This window comes from Gimesia fumaroli (assembly GCF_007754425.1).
Taxonomy (GTDB): domain Bacteria; phylum Planctomycetota; class Planctomycetia; order Planctomycetales; family Planctomycetaceae; genus Gimesia; species Gimesia fumaroli.
On record NZ_CP037452.1, the window covers coordinates 2,133,113 to 2,150,643 of the forward strand.

Here is a 17,531-nt window from a genome sequence, read left to right on the forward strand (position 1 = left end):
GAAGTTGTTTTGAATTGGAATTCAGATGAATCGATGGAAGACAAATAACGGAAGCACATTGATCTCGCGACGGGAAATGTTGCGCAGAAGTTCTGCCGGTTTTGGCAGTCTAGCTTTAGCTGCCTTACTGGGAAGTGACTGTCAGGCTGCGCAGCAGAAAGTCGTTCAGCAGCCGCATTTCACTCCGAAGGCCAAGCGTGTGATCTTTCTGTTTATGCACGGCGGCCCTTCGCACATGGATACGTTCGATTACAAGCCCCAGTTGCAGAAAGACAGTGGCAAGCCGCTTCCGTTTGACAAGCCTCGTGTTTTCTCAGCCACGACCGGAAATTTACTGGGTTCACCGTGGAAGTTCAAACAACATGGCGAGAGTGGTGCCTGGGTGAGTGAGGTCTTTCCCCATGTCGCGGGTTGCGTTGATGACTTATGTATCATCAATTCGATGTATGGTTCCAATTCCCGGCATGGTGGTGCATTATTAGAATTACATACGGGAAGTGACACGTTTGTTCGCCCCAGCATGGGGTCTTGGATTACCTACGGTTTGGGATCCGAGAATCGGGACTTGCCCGGGTTTATTACCGTCTGTCCCACGTTGACTCACGGGGGCGTGAACGCTTACAGTTCCTCCTTCCTACCAGCAGATTATCAGGGCACCCCCATTGGAAATGCCAGTATTCCGGCTGACCGTGCTTTGATCCCTTTTATCAAAAATAAGAGCGGCATTCCCTTGGATGTTCAGCGTCAGGAATTGGATTTCCTGCAGCAGATGAATCGGGAGCATTTGGAAAATTCCGGACCCGATGCGGCATTGGAAGGTCGGATCAATTCGTTTGAGCTGGCCTATCGGATGCAGACAGCGGCTCCCGAACTGCAGGATATCAGTGATGAATCTGAGACGACGCAAAAAATGTATGGTCTGGATAATGATGTCACAAAGAACTTTGGACGCCAGTGTCTGATGGCACGTCGGTTTGCAGAACGGGGAGTGCGTTTTGTTCAAATTACACACAGTTATAAATGGGATCAACATTCCGGATTGAAAACAGCGATTCCCCGAAATGCGAAGGAAGTCGATCAGCCAATTGCTGCCTTACTTAAGGATTTGAAGTCGCGCGGTTTGCTGGAAGACACACTCGTTCTTTGGGGGGGCGAATTTGGTCGGACACCAGTCAGTCAGGGTGATGACGGCCGCGATCATAATCCTCAAGGGTATACGATGTGGATGGCCGGAGGTGGCGTTAAGGGAGGATTGCAGTATGGTGCCACTGACGACTATGGCTATTATGCTGTTAAAAATAAGGTCCACATCCATGACCTGCACGCCAGCATTTTACATTTACTCGGGCTTGATCATAAAAAGTTAACTTATCAGTTTGCCGGCCGTGATTTCCGATTAACGGACGTGCATGGCGAAGTGATGTATGACCTGTTTGCCTGATTATTTTCTGTTAATAAGAAGATTTACTAGAGGTGCCTTTTGCCACAAATTCAAGTGAAGAGTGCTTTGATCGAAGCCGATGACCTGCGGGAGTTCTGTTTTCAGCTACTCACTCATGCCGATCTAAGACAAGAAGATGCAGAGCTGGTTGCTGACTCTCTGGTTGAATCAAACCTGCGCGGCATTGACTCGCATGGCGTGGCTCGCTTGCCACATTATCTGGAGCGTATTCGTCAGCAAAGCATCAGTGCCCGACCTGAAATGCGGTGGGAACAACTGGGGACGGCTGCGGGCCGCGTTGACGGGGATCACGGACTCGGTCAACTGGCGATGGTCAAGGCGGCGGATCATGCGATTGAACTGGCACACGATTCCGGTGCGGGCTGGGTTTCGATCTGTAACTCTTCGCACTGTGGTGCACTGGCTTATTATGGGTTAAGGATGGCTCAGGCGGGCATGATCGGTTTTGCTTTTACGCACGTTGATCCAATGGTCACACCACACGGAGCACGAGAACCGTTTTGTGGAACGAATCCGATTTGCATTACCGCACCGGGAAAGCACGGGAAGTCGCTTTGTCTGGATATGGCGACGAGCATTACTCCCTGGAATACGATTGCCAATGCGGCGACCGAAGGGGTTTCGATTCCGGGGGACTGGGCATTGGATGCGAATGGGCAGGGGACCACTGATCCGAATGAAGTCGTTGCCTTATTTCCGTTTGGTGGTTTCAAAGGCTCGGGGCTGGGCTTGATGATTGATGTATTGTGCGCGTTACTCGGAGGGGCCCCGATTGGTCCTGATATCCCTAAAATGTACGGCGATCTTTCAGAGAGACGATTGCTGGGAGGCATGGTCGGGGCAATCGATATCAGCCGTTTCACATCAGTCGAATCATTCCAGGAACGGATAGTCGAGATCATTCAGCGCTGGGGTGCGTTACAGCCGCTTCACGAGGGCGGGCAAGTCTATTATCCGGGTGAGCCGGAAGAGGTGACGCGCGTGGAGCGAATGAAAACCGGAATTCCCGTCGGTTGTCAATTGATTAAGCAATTCAATCAAATGGCTCTGCAGCGTGGGCTGTCTCCTCTTGACGTTTCTGAATTGCCGCATGATGTGGACAATGCCCTGGAAACTTCTCCTACCGAATCTCTGACTTGATTGAACATCTATGAACGGGCCATTCCTGCTGGCTGCCACTCAACTGAATATTTCCTTACTCGATTCTGCAATCATTCTGGCGTATCTGATTTTGATCACCGGGATGGGGCTGTACGTCAGTCGTAAGCAAAAGCAGACGGTCGACAGCTATTTCCTCGCGGGGCGTTCTCTTAAATGGCCTACGATTGGGTTGTCTTTGTTTGCAACCAATATCTCGACCGTACACTTGATTGGTCTCGCTGCGGATGGATATCGAGTGGGCTTAGTTGTGGGGAACTTCGAATGCCTGGCAGCGTTCACACTGATTATTCTTGGTCTGGTTTTTGCGCCGATTTATCATCGCAGTGGTGTCGTAACGCTGCCTGATTTTCTGGAACAGCGTTTTAGCGCGGGGTCTCGGATTGTATTAGCGATTATGGGGGTCGTCGCGGCGTTGTTTATTCATATCGGCATGACGCTGTATGCCGGCTCTACCATCATGCATGAGTTCTTCGGAATTGATGTTTTCACTTCGGTAATTGTGATTTCTGCCATTACCACCTTATATACAGTGATGGGGGGATTGAAGGCGGTTGTGATTACGGAATCGATTCAGACGGTGCTGCTAATCATTGGCTCGTTTGCCATCACCTGGTTTGCAGCGGGAGCATTGAATGAGCAGGGGATCGATTCCTTTACAAAGCTCCGGGCCGCACTTCCGGAAAAGCACATGAGCATGTTGCATGAGAGCGGGGGATTTTCCTGGTTTGCTTTCGTTCTGGGGTATCCGGTGCTGGGAATCTGGTACTGGTGTGCCGACCAGACCATCGTGCAGCGAGTTCTGGGAGGTGAGACCGAAAAAGACGCCCAGGTTGGGCCGTTATTTGCAGGATTCATCAAAGTCCTGCCGTTATTGATTATGGTCTTTCCGGGAGTCCTTGCCTATGTGCTATTTCGAGATCAAATTGGAGATAATCCGAATAGCGCGCTCCCTGTTTTAATCAGTCAACTGATCCCTGAAGGCCTGAAAGGCATGATTGCAGCCGGCTTGCTGGCGGCGCTGATGAGTACGATTGCCGGTGCTTTGAATAGTACGGCGACGTTAATCAGTATTGACGTTGTGAAAAAACTGAAACCGGAAACCAGTGATGCGCGGCTGGTGGTGGTGGGGCGAATTACAGCAGTGGTCGTGATGATTCTGGCGATTGGCTGGTCAACGATGGGGAGTAAATTCGAGAGCATCTTTTCGGGATTAAACAGTATGATTGCCTGCCTGGCTCCTCCCATTACGGTGGTGTTTATCTGGGGTGTGCTCTGGAAACGGGGGACGGCAAAAGCGTCGCTGATCACGTTAATCGTTGGTTCAATCTTAGGCGGGCTGACATTCGTGTTAGACTTTGGTTTTGGAATAATCACCAACGATTTGGGGATTCCCTTCATGCTTCAGGCTTGGTGGTTGTTTGTGATTTGTTCGGTCGTCTTTGTCGTCATCAGCCTGCTGACACCACCGCCAACTGCTGATCAGATCGAAATGATGTGCTGGAAACATCCCTTGAAAGAGATTGTTTTTCGCAAACTATCGGGGGTGACCGACCCGCGGCTGATTGCGTTATTGCTGGCGGGGATCATGTCTTCGATCTATATCACGTTTGCTTAAGCAAGTCTCGCCGGGCGGTTACTTTTCTGGTTTTGGAGTCGACTTAAGCATTTTATCAATCGTAGGTACGATATGTTTCTCGTACGTAAAACCTTCTTCTCCGTATTCCTGCTTTTCATTGTCGAATCGTTTTTTCAGCTTTCCATCAGGACCGTAGACATAGGCTGCCGGGATCGCTGCCAGATTCAGACTTTCATACAGCTCTTCATCGGGCGTACTGGAAATGAGGTTGATGATATCTGCTTTCTGTTTGGAATAGAATTCCATGAGTTCTTCACTGTTCGACTCGGGGGGAGAGTCTTTACTCCCGATATAGTTCAGATTGAATGAGACGCAGACCACTTTTTCCGGATACTTCTTTTGTAACGCGACCAGCTGAGGGAATTCTCGTAGACAAGGTTCACACCAGGTCGACCACAAATCAACGACGACAATTTTCCCCTTTTGCTTTTTGATGAATTCCTGTGCTTCTTCCCAGTTGGCAATTTCTGCCGTGACGCCATCTTTTTCAAATGTTTTTGCGCCGGGAATGGCAGGTTCCTTTTTCTCGACCGTTGCCGGAGCAGTCTCTGGAGCCGCTTCTGTTTCAGGTGAAGTCGTGGGGGCAGGTGTGTTTTGATTGCAGCCGTGCAGCAGTATTAAACAGCATACAAAACAGAGCGATTTTGCTGACATAAGTAAAGTCTTTCTGGAAGTCGTCTTTTGGGGAAACACGTGTTGGTTGATTACTTCGACACTTTAACCATTCCAGCCGCTTTTGCCTGGGGGACTGGATCTTCATAGGGAAGTGCTTTCAGAAATTCGATGAGGTCGGCGAGTTCCTGTTTTGAAAGCTGGCTTGTGTTTCCATGTTGATCGTCGTGATTATAGATGGTGAATACTTCTTCGAGTGTGTTTGCTTTGCCGTGATGCAGGTAGGGAGCCGTCCGGTAGATTCCCAGCAATGTCGGCGTATCATAAGCAGGTCCCATCTTTTCACCTGGGTTATCAACAGAGGTACCCACGTCATGCCGAACAATTTTCGCGCTGGGAACTGAGTCTGTTAGGAAAGGACCGCTATGGCATGAGGCACATTTTGTTTGTTTGGAAAAGAAGAGTTCGCGACCCCGTTTGGCAGCCGGGCTGAGTCCCTTTTTAGCATAAGGGCTTAGCGTGAATTCATGTGTATTGGAATAAGCGGCCATCGCATCCAGTGCCCGCGATAAACCTTTGTTGGGCGCATCCAGAGAAGGATTGATTTTCCCTCTGACCAGCCCGCTACCCTGCATCAAAGGACCGCGGATCGTATGCTCGAAGTCCTGCACTTCATCGCGGTCTGCAGACCAGTGAATCGGATGCGTCCAGGCCATACCAGCTAGAGATTGGGTGTTTCTTAAGCCTTCCGGATTATGCCAGGTTCTTCCATCAGATTGCCCATCGGGATGACAGCTTGCGCAGGAAATCCACAAACGGCTCGTCATAGGTTGGAGTGCCGTGTAGAACAGGCGTTTTCCCAGAAGGATTTCTTCATCCAGTGGGTTCTCTGTTACATCAATGATCGCCCGAGGACGCAGACTATCTGTGTCATAAGCGACGACATTGAAGTCCAATGCATTGTAAACGTAAAACGTGTTTCCATCGGGAGCGACTCGGACCGCGCGGGGATTATGTCCCAGTCTGAGTGAAGAACGAAACGTCAATTCGCGGTAATCATCATCGATAACGTTACAGACGTAGAGCTCATCAGTCCCGGCGAATACCACAAAGAACGTTTTTCCATCAGGGGTAATTGCGGTGTCCCACGGGTTACAAGTCACACGGGCTCCCCGAAAGGAATCCATGGGGATTTTTCGTCGGCGTTTTCCTTCACCTGGTTTTGTATCAACAATCGAAACAATCGGGAAGATCGAACCAGCACCATGGGCTACGGTAATGCGGGAGCGAATATGAGGCAGGTATGCTTTAGCGCGACGGGGGTGCAGGGTGATCTGACGCGAAAGATTGTCCGTGCTTCCTCCGGGCCACTCGTCGGTAGTTTTACCACTGGCGACATCAATCTGCCGAACCAGGGCGGTGTAGTATTCGGTTGTGAACAGGCTTTGATCGTCGTTAGAAATTGCAATGCCACGCAGATGGCTTCCCGAAGAAAATTCCCGATCGATTTTGTATGTTTGCGTATCGATTTCCACAATCCGTCCCGGATAATCGAGGGTTACGAAAACCTTTGAACCATCACTTGTAGAGACAATGCCGTACGGTTCATCAAAGACTTCTGTCTGTCCCGTGATTTTGCCAGTATCCGCGTCAAGAAAAATAACAATGTCTTCGTCGTAGACGGCGGTTGCCAGTTGGTGGCTGTTTCCCAGAAATGTTACGCCTTCCGGGTGTTTTCCAACTTTGATTTCGCTCTGTTTTTTATGGGATACCAGATCGACTATCGTGATTGTGCCACTGTCACGGTTCGAACAGGCAAGCAGTTTGCCGTCTGCGGAAATATCCATCAGGCTGTTGGATTGACCGGCGTCTGCACGCTGTGGGCCCATCAACAGGCAAAGTAGGCAGAGAGTTGTCAGAGGCAGGAATAATCGAACGGACCTTGCAATGAGATACATTGAAACCCCTTTACGAAATGTGAAGATTCGTATTGGTTTAACGAGGCAGGAAGTAGAAACCCCGCTAACCGGTTCAGGAAAGCGGGGTCTACTCATTTGATAAATGATCGTCTCAAATCGTTAGTTCAAGATTTTGGAAGTATCTTTAACGATTTTGTTGATCTTGTCTTTAGACAGATCACTCTTCTTCAAAGCGTGATTGACTTTCACTTTTCCTCCGACCCACATCAAAACGGTGACGTCAGCGTCTTTGGAAATTTTGTAAGCAGAGGGACCAGCTTCACCTTCGAAGTTTGTCAAAGGTGTGTTCTTGATTTTCTTGCTGTTAGCAATCTTCTTGAGCTGTGAGCTGGATTTGTCAGCATCGTCAGTCAGATGAACGACAAACGCTGCCATTTTCTGATCTCGGTTTGCGCCAACTTTGGCATCGATCTGTGCGATCAGATCCTGAACATCACCATTCATTTCGCGAGCGAAGATGTTAACTACAGGACGACCACCATAGCTGCAACGATAGCAGAGTGACTTACCAGCGTTAGGGCCCGTACAATCATTGACTGTATATGCGCCGGGTCTTCCGCCTACTTCGATACCAGATTTCAATTCTGCTGCAGAACTGAGCGAACTGGCTGCTACGAACATTAACGCGACTGAGAGTGTAAGCAGTCTTTTCATGTATTTCTCCTTAATTTCCAATGCTTGACAAAAAATCCTGCAGGTGCAGGGGATACGTTAGTACTAACGTATCGGTGAATTTTAATGTGAGTGAATCGGGAGTGCAAACGATTTAGCACTTTTTCTTTTGGTTGCAGGAATCATAAATTCATGCATTCTTCATCCGTCTACGGAAGTTCCTCGAAGTAAGATCGTATACATCAAGGCCTTTCCCAGATAGCGGGCAATTTCTTGGAATCCTCTCCAAACGTCTGGGAGACTACAAAACCACTGGCTTGGGATGTGTAAAAAATTCGTCCATTTGAAACAACCGCTCCTAGACACTCCCGAGAATCAATGGCGGGCCCTGTAGAAACCAGTTTGCCGTTGTCAGACAGATCAATCATATCCATATTCGCTCCAAGAACGTAAGGCTCAGAGAGCGTAAACCGACAGCAGGCATAGTTGTGGCCGATACTGCTGACGACCTTGCCTGTCTGATGATCGAACACGTTGCCTTTTCCTCGTAATGCATTGGAAAAGATGAAATCTTTACCGACGGTCACCACATTCAGGGCCGACGTGACGGCATCGGATTGCCAGACTAACGATCCGTCCTTCGCATCCAGACACCAGACAAATCGGTCCTGAGTATTTTCATTCGCACGGTTGTAACCGCCAATATAAATCCGGCCATCACGGGCACTCAACGTACATTTGGAGGTAACGTAATACTTGTTTGTCAGCCAGACGACCTTACCTGTTTTGGGATCGAGGCAGGCGGTAATGCCATTATTCTCGACGGGCAATCCACGCCGCCTGCGCTGGCTGCTGGCGTATCCAAAAAAGGTCGAGTAATACAGTTTGCCATCCAGAATGGCGATGCCACAATCGTTTCCGCCGCGTCCATACTCAGAAAAATCCTTTTCCCAGACAACTTTGCCCGTATCCAGATCCCAGGCCCAGATTCGAGGACGGTGATCTTTCGGGTAATAAGGATTGTCATTCGAATAAATCCAGCTCATCACTTCACGTCCATCTGGTTTGACCGCGGGTTTGCCGCCAAACGTGAATGCTTTTTCGGTTCCCTGGGCAGCATACTCGCCGGAACCGGAAGCATAGATCGCGATATTACCATGTACAACCGGGGGAAACTGACGGCTCCAACTGGGCGATCCGGTAAATGGTGCCTCCCAGAGCAATTTTCCAGTGGCAGCATCTAGACATCGCATGCGCGACTTTTTGATGCCCGCTTGTGGAATTAGAAGTTTCCCGTTGATATAAAGTGGCGAGGTGAATGACAGATACACATCAGGCCAATAACGTCTCCATAACAGTCGCCCCGTGTCCTGCTCGACCGCGATAATCTGTCCTTCCGCGGTATGAGTATAGAGTCGGCCGCCGCCACAGACGGGCAGATGTTTCACAGTCCCCTCCAGTCGGCGTGCCCAGCGCATTCGCAACGGGGGCTTCAGTCCCTGGGCATTCGCATTGGTCCCACCGAAGTCACCGTAGTTGGTATACCAGTCGTATTTCGCATCCGCCAGAGGACCCGTGAGTGGGCTGCGAATTTTCCAGATCTCTAAATCCCGTTCCGGCAAAGCGACTGCAGGTTTGGGAACCGTGCCGTCTGCATTCAAAACATAAAGATAACCATCCTCGCACGGGACATAAATCTTACCGTTGGCAATCGCGACCGGCGCCGTAATCGCTGCATCGAAGGCCGTCTTGAACGTGGTTGGCTTGCCTCCCGTCAGGGGGACGACATAGAGCTTCCCATCGAGGCTGCCGTAAATCGCATGATCACGCGTTATTATCGGCGGACATACCGAAGCCGCTTCACAGAGCACTTCTGTCTTCTCTTCTCCCATCGCGTGCCGACATAATCCGAGTCCGGCTTCGGGGCGGACCCGATAGACATCGTTCCCACGAATACTGACCGAGGCGAAACTGAGCAACCCCGGATCCCGGATCGATGTTTGAGTTCCTTTAACGTAGTCTGCTTTAATTTGATCGCCTTCCAGCCGCATCACTTCCACGCGACCGGCGTTATCCCGACGATGCCATTGTACATAGACATTGCCCGCGTCATCAGCACTCTGGCCGAATGTTGCCGGATATTCTGAGCCGGCATATTTCGGGATCTCTCCCACCGCACTTAGTCGGGGTTCCTTACCGGCATCCTCCAAGAATACAGTGCGGCCTCCAGCAGGAATGACGATGTTGTTCCCCGCCAGGCAGATATCACGCGAGCAGACAAAATGGTCTCGCCACGTCACTCGATCTTTGCGGTGAGCCAACCAGTCTGCGCCGCTCCAGCGGTTGCCATCGAACTCGACGACTTCTTTCACAAAGTCCCACGTCCAGGCAACTTCGCCGTTCGGCTCCACTGCATATACCTGAGCCCCGAGAGTCGCAAAGTAGACGCGGTTATTATTAACAGCGGGAGCCGAAAAAATGGGCTCGCGGCAATCAATTTCTTTGACTACCGAGCCGTCTTTGAGTGAGAGCACATAATAGTAACCGGCGGTCGTCCCGACATGCAGATACTGATCAATGATCGCCGGTGAAGCGACATTGCTGCAGTTTCCAGCGCCGCCTTTCGTAGCAAACTTCCAGAGAACCTGGTTTGTTTTCCCGTCAATTGCGAAGATCACTCCCGATCCATCCACGACGAAGATTTTTCCGTCGCTGATGACGGGAGAAGTATAGATACCGTCTGTCAGGGGAATTGCTGCTGCCAGTGACAACGGTGGCTGAAGTGATATCGATGCTACGTTTCCGGATCGCTGTCCGTTCCCTTTCAATTGAAGCCAGTCCTCGTCTGCCCGGGCGATGGAGCAGTACACAACAAGACTCATCAGTATTTGAAACAATACAGAACGCAGTCTAACTTTCTTCATCGGAATGAACTTTCTCAAGTTGCAGTTTTGAGGAACTACAGGAGGGCAACTTTTGTTACAAACAGACAATGATTCTGACTTTGACTCAACTGTTCGAAGTTGTCTGGTCAGTTCGGCAGGACTCATTTCAGGGGGAGCCAACACCTCGATCATAAACTGGAAAATTCTGAGAAGCTACTATTTTAACGTTATTTCGAAAATATCGCCGAAATTATTTTGTGCTGAAGATGCTACAAAAAAAACGGCTTCCTCTCTGGAAGCCGTTTTGAATTTTGTGAAGTCTCAACCGTTCTTACAACAGCTTGGTGACAGCTTCTCCATCGTGGGCTACTTTGAAGGGGCGACCGTCGGGTGAGAAGATTTCTTTATCGAGTGGCAGGTTGAGTGCCGTCGCAATCGTCGCATTGAAGTCGGCAGGTAAGACGCCGTTTTCATCAACACTCTGACCACCCTCATCAGATTTACCATAGAACTGGCCTCCTTTAATTCCGCCACCCATTAAGGCGGCAGAGAAGACACCGGGGTGATGGTCTCGGCCTGCGTTCTGGTTGATCACAGGAGTACGACCGAATTCGGTCGTGAGGACGACAAGTGTCTCATCCAATAGGCCCAGCGCCGCTAAGTCTTTCAGCAGATTGCCTAATGCCTTATCCAGGATTCCTGCCCGTGTGGGAAGGGTGCGATCTTCATAAATATCACGATGCATATCCCAGCCGCCAAACGTGACTTCCACGCAGCGCACATCATTCTCCACCAGACGGCGTGCCAGCATACAACCCTGGCCGAAGGAGTTTCGACCATACTTATCGCGGTCTTCCGGTTTCTCTTCATTCAAGTCAAAAGCTTTAAGCTCTTCACTGGAGAGCAGGCTGGTGGCTTGTGAATAGAAGTCCGTGTAAGCCAGGACATCTTTCGTCTTGAATTTGTTCTGAAACTTTCGATCAAATTTATTGATCAGATCAATTCGCTTTTCGAATGACGTGTCAGACATGTAAGCGGGAGACTTGGTATTCTCCAGACCGCGATTGGGGTCGCCAATCGGCAGCGGACTGAAAGAAGGATCCAGGAATCCGGCACTCGGGTGTCGGGCGGGCGCACTAATAAGAACGGTGTCGGGCAGGTTTTGATTCTGACGTCCTTTGAAACGTTGAATCCAGGGGCCCATAGATGGATGACGGGTGGTTGCGATTTTCTTATAGCTGGTTCGCATCATGTATTCACCCGGGCCATGAGCGCCGGTTTCTGTATACATGGAGTTGATCACCGCCATCTTGTCGAATTCTTCTGCCAGTGTCGGCAGGAATTCACTGATTTTCGCACCAGGCACACTGGTTTTGATGGCCTTGGTTTCCCCCTGATTTTTATGGCCCGGCTTCAGGTCAAACGTATCCAGGTGTGACATTGCACCGGCCATATACAGGTAGATCAGCCGTTTGGCTTTGCCACCTTTGGCTTTCGTAGGCGCCGCTTCTACCATTTGGTTGAAGGTCGGAAGCACACTGACTCCCAACGCTGATTTCGCGGCATATTCAAGAAACTGTCGCCGACCCACTCCGTCGAGTTTTGAAAGGAGATCTCGCATTTACTGTGCCTTTTATATTGAAATGGAATTCATTGTAATTAAATAAGGTCCCGGCTGGTTTGCCGGGACTTCAGGTTTTGCAAACTATTGAATGAACAGGAACTCGCGTGTATTTACGAGAGACCAGATCACGTTTCCGTAACCGGCCGGTCCGTTCTTTTCGATTTCATCCATGGCAATTTTGGATTCTTCGCTATCGGGACGCCGACTTAAAATCGTCATGAAAATGACATCAACGCCGTCCTTAATCGTTTTCTGTTCGATCACGTTGTTGTAAATCGTCGAGCCTTTTTCCAGCATCATGTGTGTCACTGGTCCGTTGAACATAAACAGGATTTGTGGCACCGAACCGGAATCAGAAGAAGCAGAGATCAGCTCACGATCCGATTGACCAAACGTTCGCAGGAAGTGGCTAGGAGAGACCGGGGAAGGAAGTTCCGAAGCACGCGCCAGCAACTGGCCTTTGTACTTATATTTCTTTTCCCGTTTGTAACGCGTTTTGTCGATCTCTGCCCGCTTCTTTACATCTGCTTCCAGAACTTCTTCAGCGGTCGCCGTATTCAAGTCGACTGCGATAATTTCCGACTTGAGATCTGAAGGCAATTCCCGATATTCATCCGGATCAACCACAGCCAGGGTTAAAAACGAATCCCAGGCTTGCTCTGCCGTCATCCGACGCAGTACCGGACCTGGAAAATGATACTGTTCGCTTAAAGAAACATCGGTTGTGGATGCTTCTCGCTGATAGGTTTTCGTATTATACAGAATTCGCAAATATTCCTTCATATCGAAATTGAGACGTTTCATCTCGGATTCGAGATACTTCATTAATTCAGGGTTTTCCGCGACAGTATGATCCATCATGTCATCGACTGGTTCAATTTGACCACGCCCGAAGACCTGTTTCCAGAGTCGATTGGAAATCGTCAAAGCAAACCGGGGATTGTCTTTGGAGACCATCCAGCGGGCAAATGCCTGGCGGGGAGCTTCCCCTTTTTTGATATCAGCCGGTTTCCCGAAAATTGTTTTCGGTTCCACGACCGATTTCGGTTTCGCATCGGTATAGGCATAGTCATGAGGCAGCCGAATCTTGCGATTTGCCTGATCGTTGACGACCATCATATTCACCCGGATCATCCGGTTGAATCGCCCCTGATTGCGGCGTCGGTCTTTTTCTTCCTGACCCATTTCCTGATATTCTTTTCGCAGACGTCGGTTCGGGTCTTCGCCGGTATAGAAGCGTTTGTCACGACCACTGGCGCGGGTTGAGGAACCGAATGTAAACGCTGCCATCTGGTAGAATTCTTTTTGCTTCCAGCGATCGAACGGATGATCGTGGCACTGAGCACAGCCAATCCGAGTTCCCAGGAAGATCCGCACGGTGTTGTTCATATTATCCAGTGGCATGCCGGAATCGCGTTGCAGATATCCGGTGGCAGGGTTTTCCCAGATCAGTCCTTCGGCGGTGATCATCTCTTCGACCATTTTGTCCCACGGCTTATTTTCAGCCAGAGACTGTTTAATCCACTGTCGATAAGGGGAACCGTCCACATTGTTATTCAGGCGATCCGTGTAACGAAAGACATCAGCCCAGTAGTTGAAGTTGTGGCTGGCATAACCATCGCTGTCGAGCAAACGGTCAATCAAACGCTTGCGTTTATCTGGATGACGCGATGCCAGGAAGTAACGCGTTTCCCGATAGGTGGGAATCGTTCCTGTGATATCGAGATAGACGCGACGCAGGAATTGTTCGTCGGTCGCCAGCGGGTTGGGTTTGACTTTGTATTTGGAATAATTGGCTTCGACCAGTTTATCGATTTTTTCGGCTGATTTGAGTGCCGTCGCAAGTTTGATGGGGCTGACCGGTTTGGATTTCACCATGAACCGGGGAGGCAAGGGCTCTTCTTTTTTCGGTGCCGCTTTTTTCGCTGCTCTTCTGCGCGGTGCCGCTTCAGAATCGGGCAGGCTTGAAAAAATGAGAAACGTTAAAACGACAGCACAACTTCCATACAACTTCCAGTGCCGCGTAAGTCCACCCGGGCAACTGACCTGTTTTCCTGACATGCAATAACTCCCTCAGTCGTTCCTTGAGTAATCAGATATGACCGAACACCAGACTATAACAAAGATTATGATCTGGCCTCGTATCATTTATTCTACACAAAACAGATCAGGAATAACTAATGCAAACTCGATTAATTTTTTCTTAAGAGTTTGGATTTATTGAAACAGACAGGGTACAAAAAGTAACTGTTCACAAGGGGAGTGAACTCCGTTTCAACTGATTCAAGTGCTATGAATCATTCAGAAATACCTGATACCATATAACACCTCTCTTCTTTCCTGAATCTCATTGTTTATTTGTGAATAATTTTCAGTTCTTGACACAGCCGTGATGTTTTCTAAGCTACGCCTCTTATGCGTCGCGCGCGAGAAAACACTTTCTTCAGTTGATTCCTTTTTCACCTGATGATGTTATCACTATAAAACCCTCTGGTTTGACGCAGTTCAGTATCTGGTCAGTTTGCATACATGTTGGACCTTCACTGTCAAAGTTATGTCGTTCGACACACTTCGAACGCATATCGGCACTTGGTCGGTGCTGATTCAGCATCTGTTCGTCGCGTTTGAGCAACTGATGGCGCTTGACTGAATCACGCCGTTCGTGAAGATCAACCTCTCGCAAAGCATCGCTGAGAAAATAAATAAAACGGAACAGAATCAGCATCAGTAACCTCATCAGAATTGAACTCCTCGGTTTAACTCTTGATTGCAACGAAATTGTGCACTCGCTCTTTTGAAAAAAGGCGTCATCCCGGCTCAGACATTCTACTCGATGGCCTGCTGTGCGTCCTGAATGAAAATCGGGCACCGGTGCAGAGAGAGAAGTGAATGGGGGATGTCTGTTGTCACTCTTACTTGATTCAGCCGGGCAGTCTGGTACAGTGAAGCTTCTTCAATTTCGTCAGCGTGCTCAGACTTGAAACTTCATTCAACAACCAGGAGCAGTTTTCGTGAATTCTTTTCCCCGCTTCATCGTGATGCAGACGCTGGTCTGGTTTTGTCTGATTTCTTTCACACCGTTGAGTTTGTCCTTCGCGAACGAGAAAACACAGCGACCCAATATCGTGGTTGTGCTGGTCGATGATCTCCGCTGGGATGAACTGGGCTGCATGGGACATCCTTTTGTCCGCACGCCCCACATCGATCGCATCGCCCGGGAAGGGGCGCGCTTTCGCAATGCGTTTTGCTCAACACCTCTCTGTTCTCCCGTCCGGGCCTGCCTGCTCACTGGCCTGTATACTCACAATCACGGCATCTTTGATAACATCAATCGCAGCCAACACAGTCATACACTGAAGACGTTCCCGCAGGATCTGCAGCGCGCCGGTTACGAAACCGGCTATGTCGGCAAGTGGCATATGGGCAACGACGATACCGCCCGTCCCGGTTTCGATTACTGGGTCAGCATGAAAGGGCAGGGGACCTCCTTTGATCCGGTCTTGAATATCAATGGCGAGCGCATCCCGCAGCAGGGACATACGACCGATGTCCTCAACCGGAAAGTCAATGAATTCGTGAAACAGAAAAGGGACAAACCTTTCTGCCTCTATATCGCCCACAAGGCGCTGCACCCGGAATTGACCCAGCGCGACGATGGCAGCATCACCGACCCCTCTGCAGCGAAGTTCATGCCCGCCAAACGGCATGAGAACTTATACACGAACGATGCCATCCCGCGTCGATTGAATGTCGTCGATTCTCTGGAAGGCAAACGCGCACTCAAACGCACCGTTCCCGGACTGCCTCCTCTCAGTCAGCAAACAGGCACCAGCGACGAAGTCATTCGGGATCGCCTGCGAATGCTGGCCGGCATCGACGAAGGAGTGGGCCAGTTATGTGACCTGTTGGAACAGCAAAACCAGCTCGACAACACCGTGTTTGTCTTTACCAGCGATCACGGCTACTGGTACGGCGAGCATGGTTTGAGTGTCGAACGGCGTCTCCCTTATGAAGAAGGCATTCGTGTACCGCTGCTGGTGCGTTATCCCCCACTTGTCAAAGCGGGCACGCTGATTGATGAATTCGCCGTCAGCGTTGATCTCGCGCCGACCATTCTGGATCTGGCACACGTCAAAGCCGACCGCAAGCTGGATGGCGTCAGCCTGGTTCCGTTATTAAAGGGAGAACATCCGACAGACTGGCGGCAGTCGTTTCTGATTGAATACAACAGCGATACCGTGTTTCCCCGTCTAGTTAAGATGGGCTACAAAGCCGTCCGCACGCCGCGCTGGAAGTACATTCAATTTAACGAGCTGGAAGGGATGGACGAGCTGTACGATGTCCAGAACGATCCTTATAAATTCGACAACGAAATCGACAACCCCAAACGAAAGCAAACCATCAAAATGCTGCAGGCTGAGTTGAAACGATTAACGGAGTAAACGGCACGCCCCTTTGTAGCTTTTCTCTGCAAGGTAAAGTGAATGAGAACTATTATTGGAAATCCGTCAGTATTTGCAGTTGAATACGAATTGGATTTGGAAGACTTGGCAAAACACAAGAATTCATCCCGCCGATTGGGTGGGTTACGCTTATGGTTGCATGACAAATACCTGGGGAAGATTGAAGACGTTTCTTTTTGGGGCAGCGCGATATATGTTTTAGTTTTCTTGAGAGATCGGCCTCGTGGGGCGAGTACTCTGTTTGCTGATGAGTCCAGGGTTCCAGAGTTCTGGGAGTTGGTAGATATCGATGACTGGAGTCTAAACGAGTCATTCGACGATTTTCTATGTGTCTATTATTGTACCGAGAATACTTCGGAAGTGCATTTTAAATGGACACTGTCGCAAAATCCTCATTTCTCATATGACAATTATCCAGAAGGAATTCATCACGCACGAGTTCCTTATCAAACCTATGATGATGTCATTAATGAGTTGCTTGAAGCTGTTTATCCTGATGGGTACGAAAAGCAAAACTATGATGATCTCCCCCCTGGATTGACACCACTCATATAAACATGCGACTGATCAGTAAAAGCGTGATAGAAAAAGGTTTAAAAAGGGCAGGACTCTGTGAGTGATGAGCCCAGCCTCTTTTCTTTAGGGAATTCTTAAATGCAGTTACCACATTATTATCGCCGCGGAATTTTATCCCCAAGGAATAAAGAGGCACAATTACAATTGAATGCCTGGTTTATCCAGCATCCAATTCTAGTTGATATTATTTCTTTGAATGACGATGCTGCATTCTATTCAATCTGGGAGTTGGGAGTATTTCGGAAAATCAACAGCTTATGTGGATGCATAATCGATGATTATGAGGAAGAAGTAATCGAACCTGAGAAATTGAACTCTATCATTTCCCTGATTGATAATGAATTTCAGAATCTGGCAACAAGCCCTGTGAAGCAGTTCCTGAATGCATTCAGGGAATTATTAATCGGTGCCAGGGACAGAACTATGCCGGTCTACTTTATATTATGAGGATAGAAAAAGGAGACAGATCTCTTAGGTTAACGGGACCTTTTTATTCTCAAGTAAATATACCTCGCTAAAGA

At 49.3% G+C, this 17,531-nt stretch carries 12 protein-coding genes; 6 read left to right on the forward strand and 6 right to left on the reverse strand.

Annotated elements, in window-relative coordinates:
• Positions 1-25: 25 nt before the first annotated feature.
• Genes Enr17x_RS08315 through Enr17x_RS08325 form a run of 3 tightly spaced genes read left to right on the forward strand, consistent with a single transcriptional unit; the run spans position 26 to position 4,238 of the window.
• A complete protein-coding gene (locus Enr17x_RS08315) occupies positions 26-1,441 on the forward strand; it encodes a DUF1501 domain-containing protein (RefSeq protein WP_145307707.1) in 1,416 nt (471 codons plus the stop codon).
• A 39-nt stretch (positions 1,442-1,480) separates the two neighbouring features.
• Complete coding sequence (locus Enr17x_RS08320) at positions 1,481-2,602, forward strand: Ldh family oxidoreductase (protein ID WP_145307709.1); 1,122 nt, start codon at positions 1,481-1,483, stop codon at positions 2,600-2,602.
• 10 nt (positions 2,603-2,612) lie between these two features.
• The gene (locus Enr17x_RS08325; RefSeq protein WP_145307711.1) at positions 2,613-4,238 is read left to right on the forward strand and encodes a sodium:solute symporter; all 1,626 of its coding nucleotides are present in this window, start codon (positions 2,613-2,615) and stop codon (positions 4,236-4,238) included.
• Positions 4,239-4,256: 18 nt separating this feature from the next.
• Here the strand turns inward: Enr17x_RS08325 and Enr17x_RS08330 are convergent, their stop codons facing one another.
• The 6 genes from Enr17x_RS08330 to Enr17x_RS08355 form a co-directional block, all read right to left on the reverse strand.
• The gene (locus Enr17x_RS08330) at positions 4,257-4,913 is read right to left on the reverse strand and encodes a TlpA family protein disulfide reductase (RefSeq protein ID WP_145307713.1); all 657 of its coding nucleotides are present in this window, start codon (positions 4,911-4,913) and stop codon (positions 4,257-4,259) included.
• A 50-nt stretch (positions 4,914-4,963) separates the two neighbouring features.
• On the reverse strand, positions 4,964-6,829 hold the full coding sequence (locus Enr17x_RS08335) for a beta-propeller fold lactonase family protein (protein ID WP_198001030.1): 1,866 nt from the start codon (positions 6,827-6,829) through the stop codon (positions 4,964-4,966).
• Positions 6,830-6,949: 120 nt separating this feature from the next.
• Positions 6,950-7,504: a hypothetical protein gene (locus Enr17x_RS08340; protein ID WP_232100987.1), complete on the reverse strand. Its 555-nt coding sequence runs from the start codon at positions 7,502-7,504 to the stop codon at positions 6,950-6,952.
• A gap of 200 nt (positions 7,505-7,704) precedes the next feature.
• Positions 7,705-10,386 carry an outer membrane protein assembly factor BamB family protein gene (locus Enr17x_RS08345; RefSeq protein WP_198001031.1) on the reverse strand — a complete coding sequence of 894 codons (2,682 nt, stop codon included), beginning with the start codon at positions 10,384-10,386 and terminating at the stop codon, positions 7,705-7,707.
• A 292-nt stretch (positions 10,387-10,678) separates the two neighbouring features.
• Positions 10,679-11,968, reverse strand: coding sequence for a DUF1501 domain-containing protein (locus Enr17x_RS08350; protein ID WP_145307719.1), 1,290 nt, complete (start codon positions 11,966-11,968; stop codon positions 10,679-10,681).
• An 84-nt stretch (positions 11,969-12,052) separates the two neighbouring features.
• The gene (locus tag Enr17x_RS08355) at positions 12,053-14,032 is read right to left on the reverse strand and encodes a DUF1549 domain-containing protein (RefSeq protein ID WP_145307721.1); all 1,980 of its coding nucleotides are present in this window, start codon (positions 14,030-14,032) and stop codon (positions 12,053-12,055) included.
• Between the two features lie 950 nt (positions 14,033-14,982).
• Here Enr17x_RS08355 and Enr17x_RS08365 point away from each other — a divergent pair.
• The 3 genes from Enr17x_RS08365 (at position 14,983) to Enr17x_RS08375 (ending at position 17,457) form a co-directional block, all read left to right on the forward strand.
• Positions 14,983-16,413, forward strand: coding sequence for a sulfatase family protein (locus tag Enr17x_RS08365; RefSeq protein WP_145307724.1), 1,431 nt, complete (start codon positions 14,983-14,985; stop codon positions 16,411-16,413).
• A 42-nt stretch (positions 16,414-16,455) separates the two neighbouring features.
• Positions 16,456-16,989 (forward strand): hypothetical protein, encoded by a 534-nt coding sequence (locus Enr17x_RS08370; protein WP_145307726.1) that lies wholly within the window; start codon positions 16,456-16,458, stop codon positions 16,987-16,989.
• 99 nt (positions 16,990-17,088) lie between these two features.
• Positions 17,089-17,457 (forward strand): hypothetical protein, encoded by a 369-nt coding sequence (locus Enr17x_RS08375; protein ID WP_145307728.1) that lies wholly within the window; start codon positions 17,089-17,091, stop codon positions 17,455-17,457.
• Positions 17,458-17,531: the final 74 nt, after the last annotated feature.

Excerpts from the sequence above, each read along its gene's own strand:
- Enr17x_RS08370 (WP_145307726.1), top strand. The coding sequence starts at position 16,456 with ATGAGAACTATTATTGGAAATCCGTCAGTATTTGCAGTTGAATACGAA.
- Enr17x_RS08375 (WP_145307728.1), top strand. The coding sequence starts at position 17,089 with ATGCAGTTACCACATTATTATCGCCGCGGAATTTTATCCCCAAGGAAT.
- Enr17x_RS08350 (WP_145307719.1), bottom strand. The coding sequence starts at position 11,968 with ATGCGAGATCTCCTTTCAAAACTCGACGGAGTGGGTCGGCGACAGTTT.
- Enr17x_RS08355 (WP_145307721.1), bottom strand. The coding sequence starts at position 14,032 with ATGTCAGGAAAACAGGTCAGTTGCCCGGGTGGACTTACGCGGCACTGG.
- Enr17x_RS08330 (WP_145307713.1), bottom strand. The coding sequence starts at position 4,913 with ATGTCAGCAAAATCGCTCTGTTTTGTATGCTGTTTAATACTGCTGCAC.
- Enr17x_RS08340 (WP_232100987.1), bottom strand. The coding sequence starts at position 7,504 with ATGAAAAGACTGCTTACACTCTCAGTCGCGTTAATGTTCGTAGCAGCC.
- Enr17x_RS08345 (WP_198001031.1), bottom strand. The coding sequence starts at position 10,386 with ATGAAGAAAGTTAGACTGCGTTCTGTATTGTTTCAAATACTGATGAGT.
- Enr17x_RS08315 (WP_145307707.1), top strand. The coding sequence starts at position 26 with ATGAATCGATGGAAGACAAATAACGGAAGCACATTGATCTCGCGACGG.
- Enr17x_RS08335 (WP_198001030.1), bottom strand. The coding sequence starts at position 6,829 with ATGTATCTCATTGCAAGGTCCGTTCGATTATTCCTGCCTCTGACAACT.
- Enr17x_RS08325 (WP_145307711.1), top strand. The coding sequence starts at position 2,613 with ATGAACGGGCCATTCCTGCTGGCTGCCACTCAACTGAATATTTCCTTA.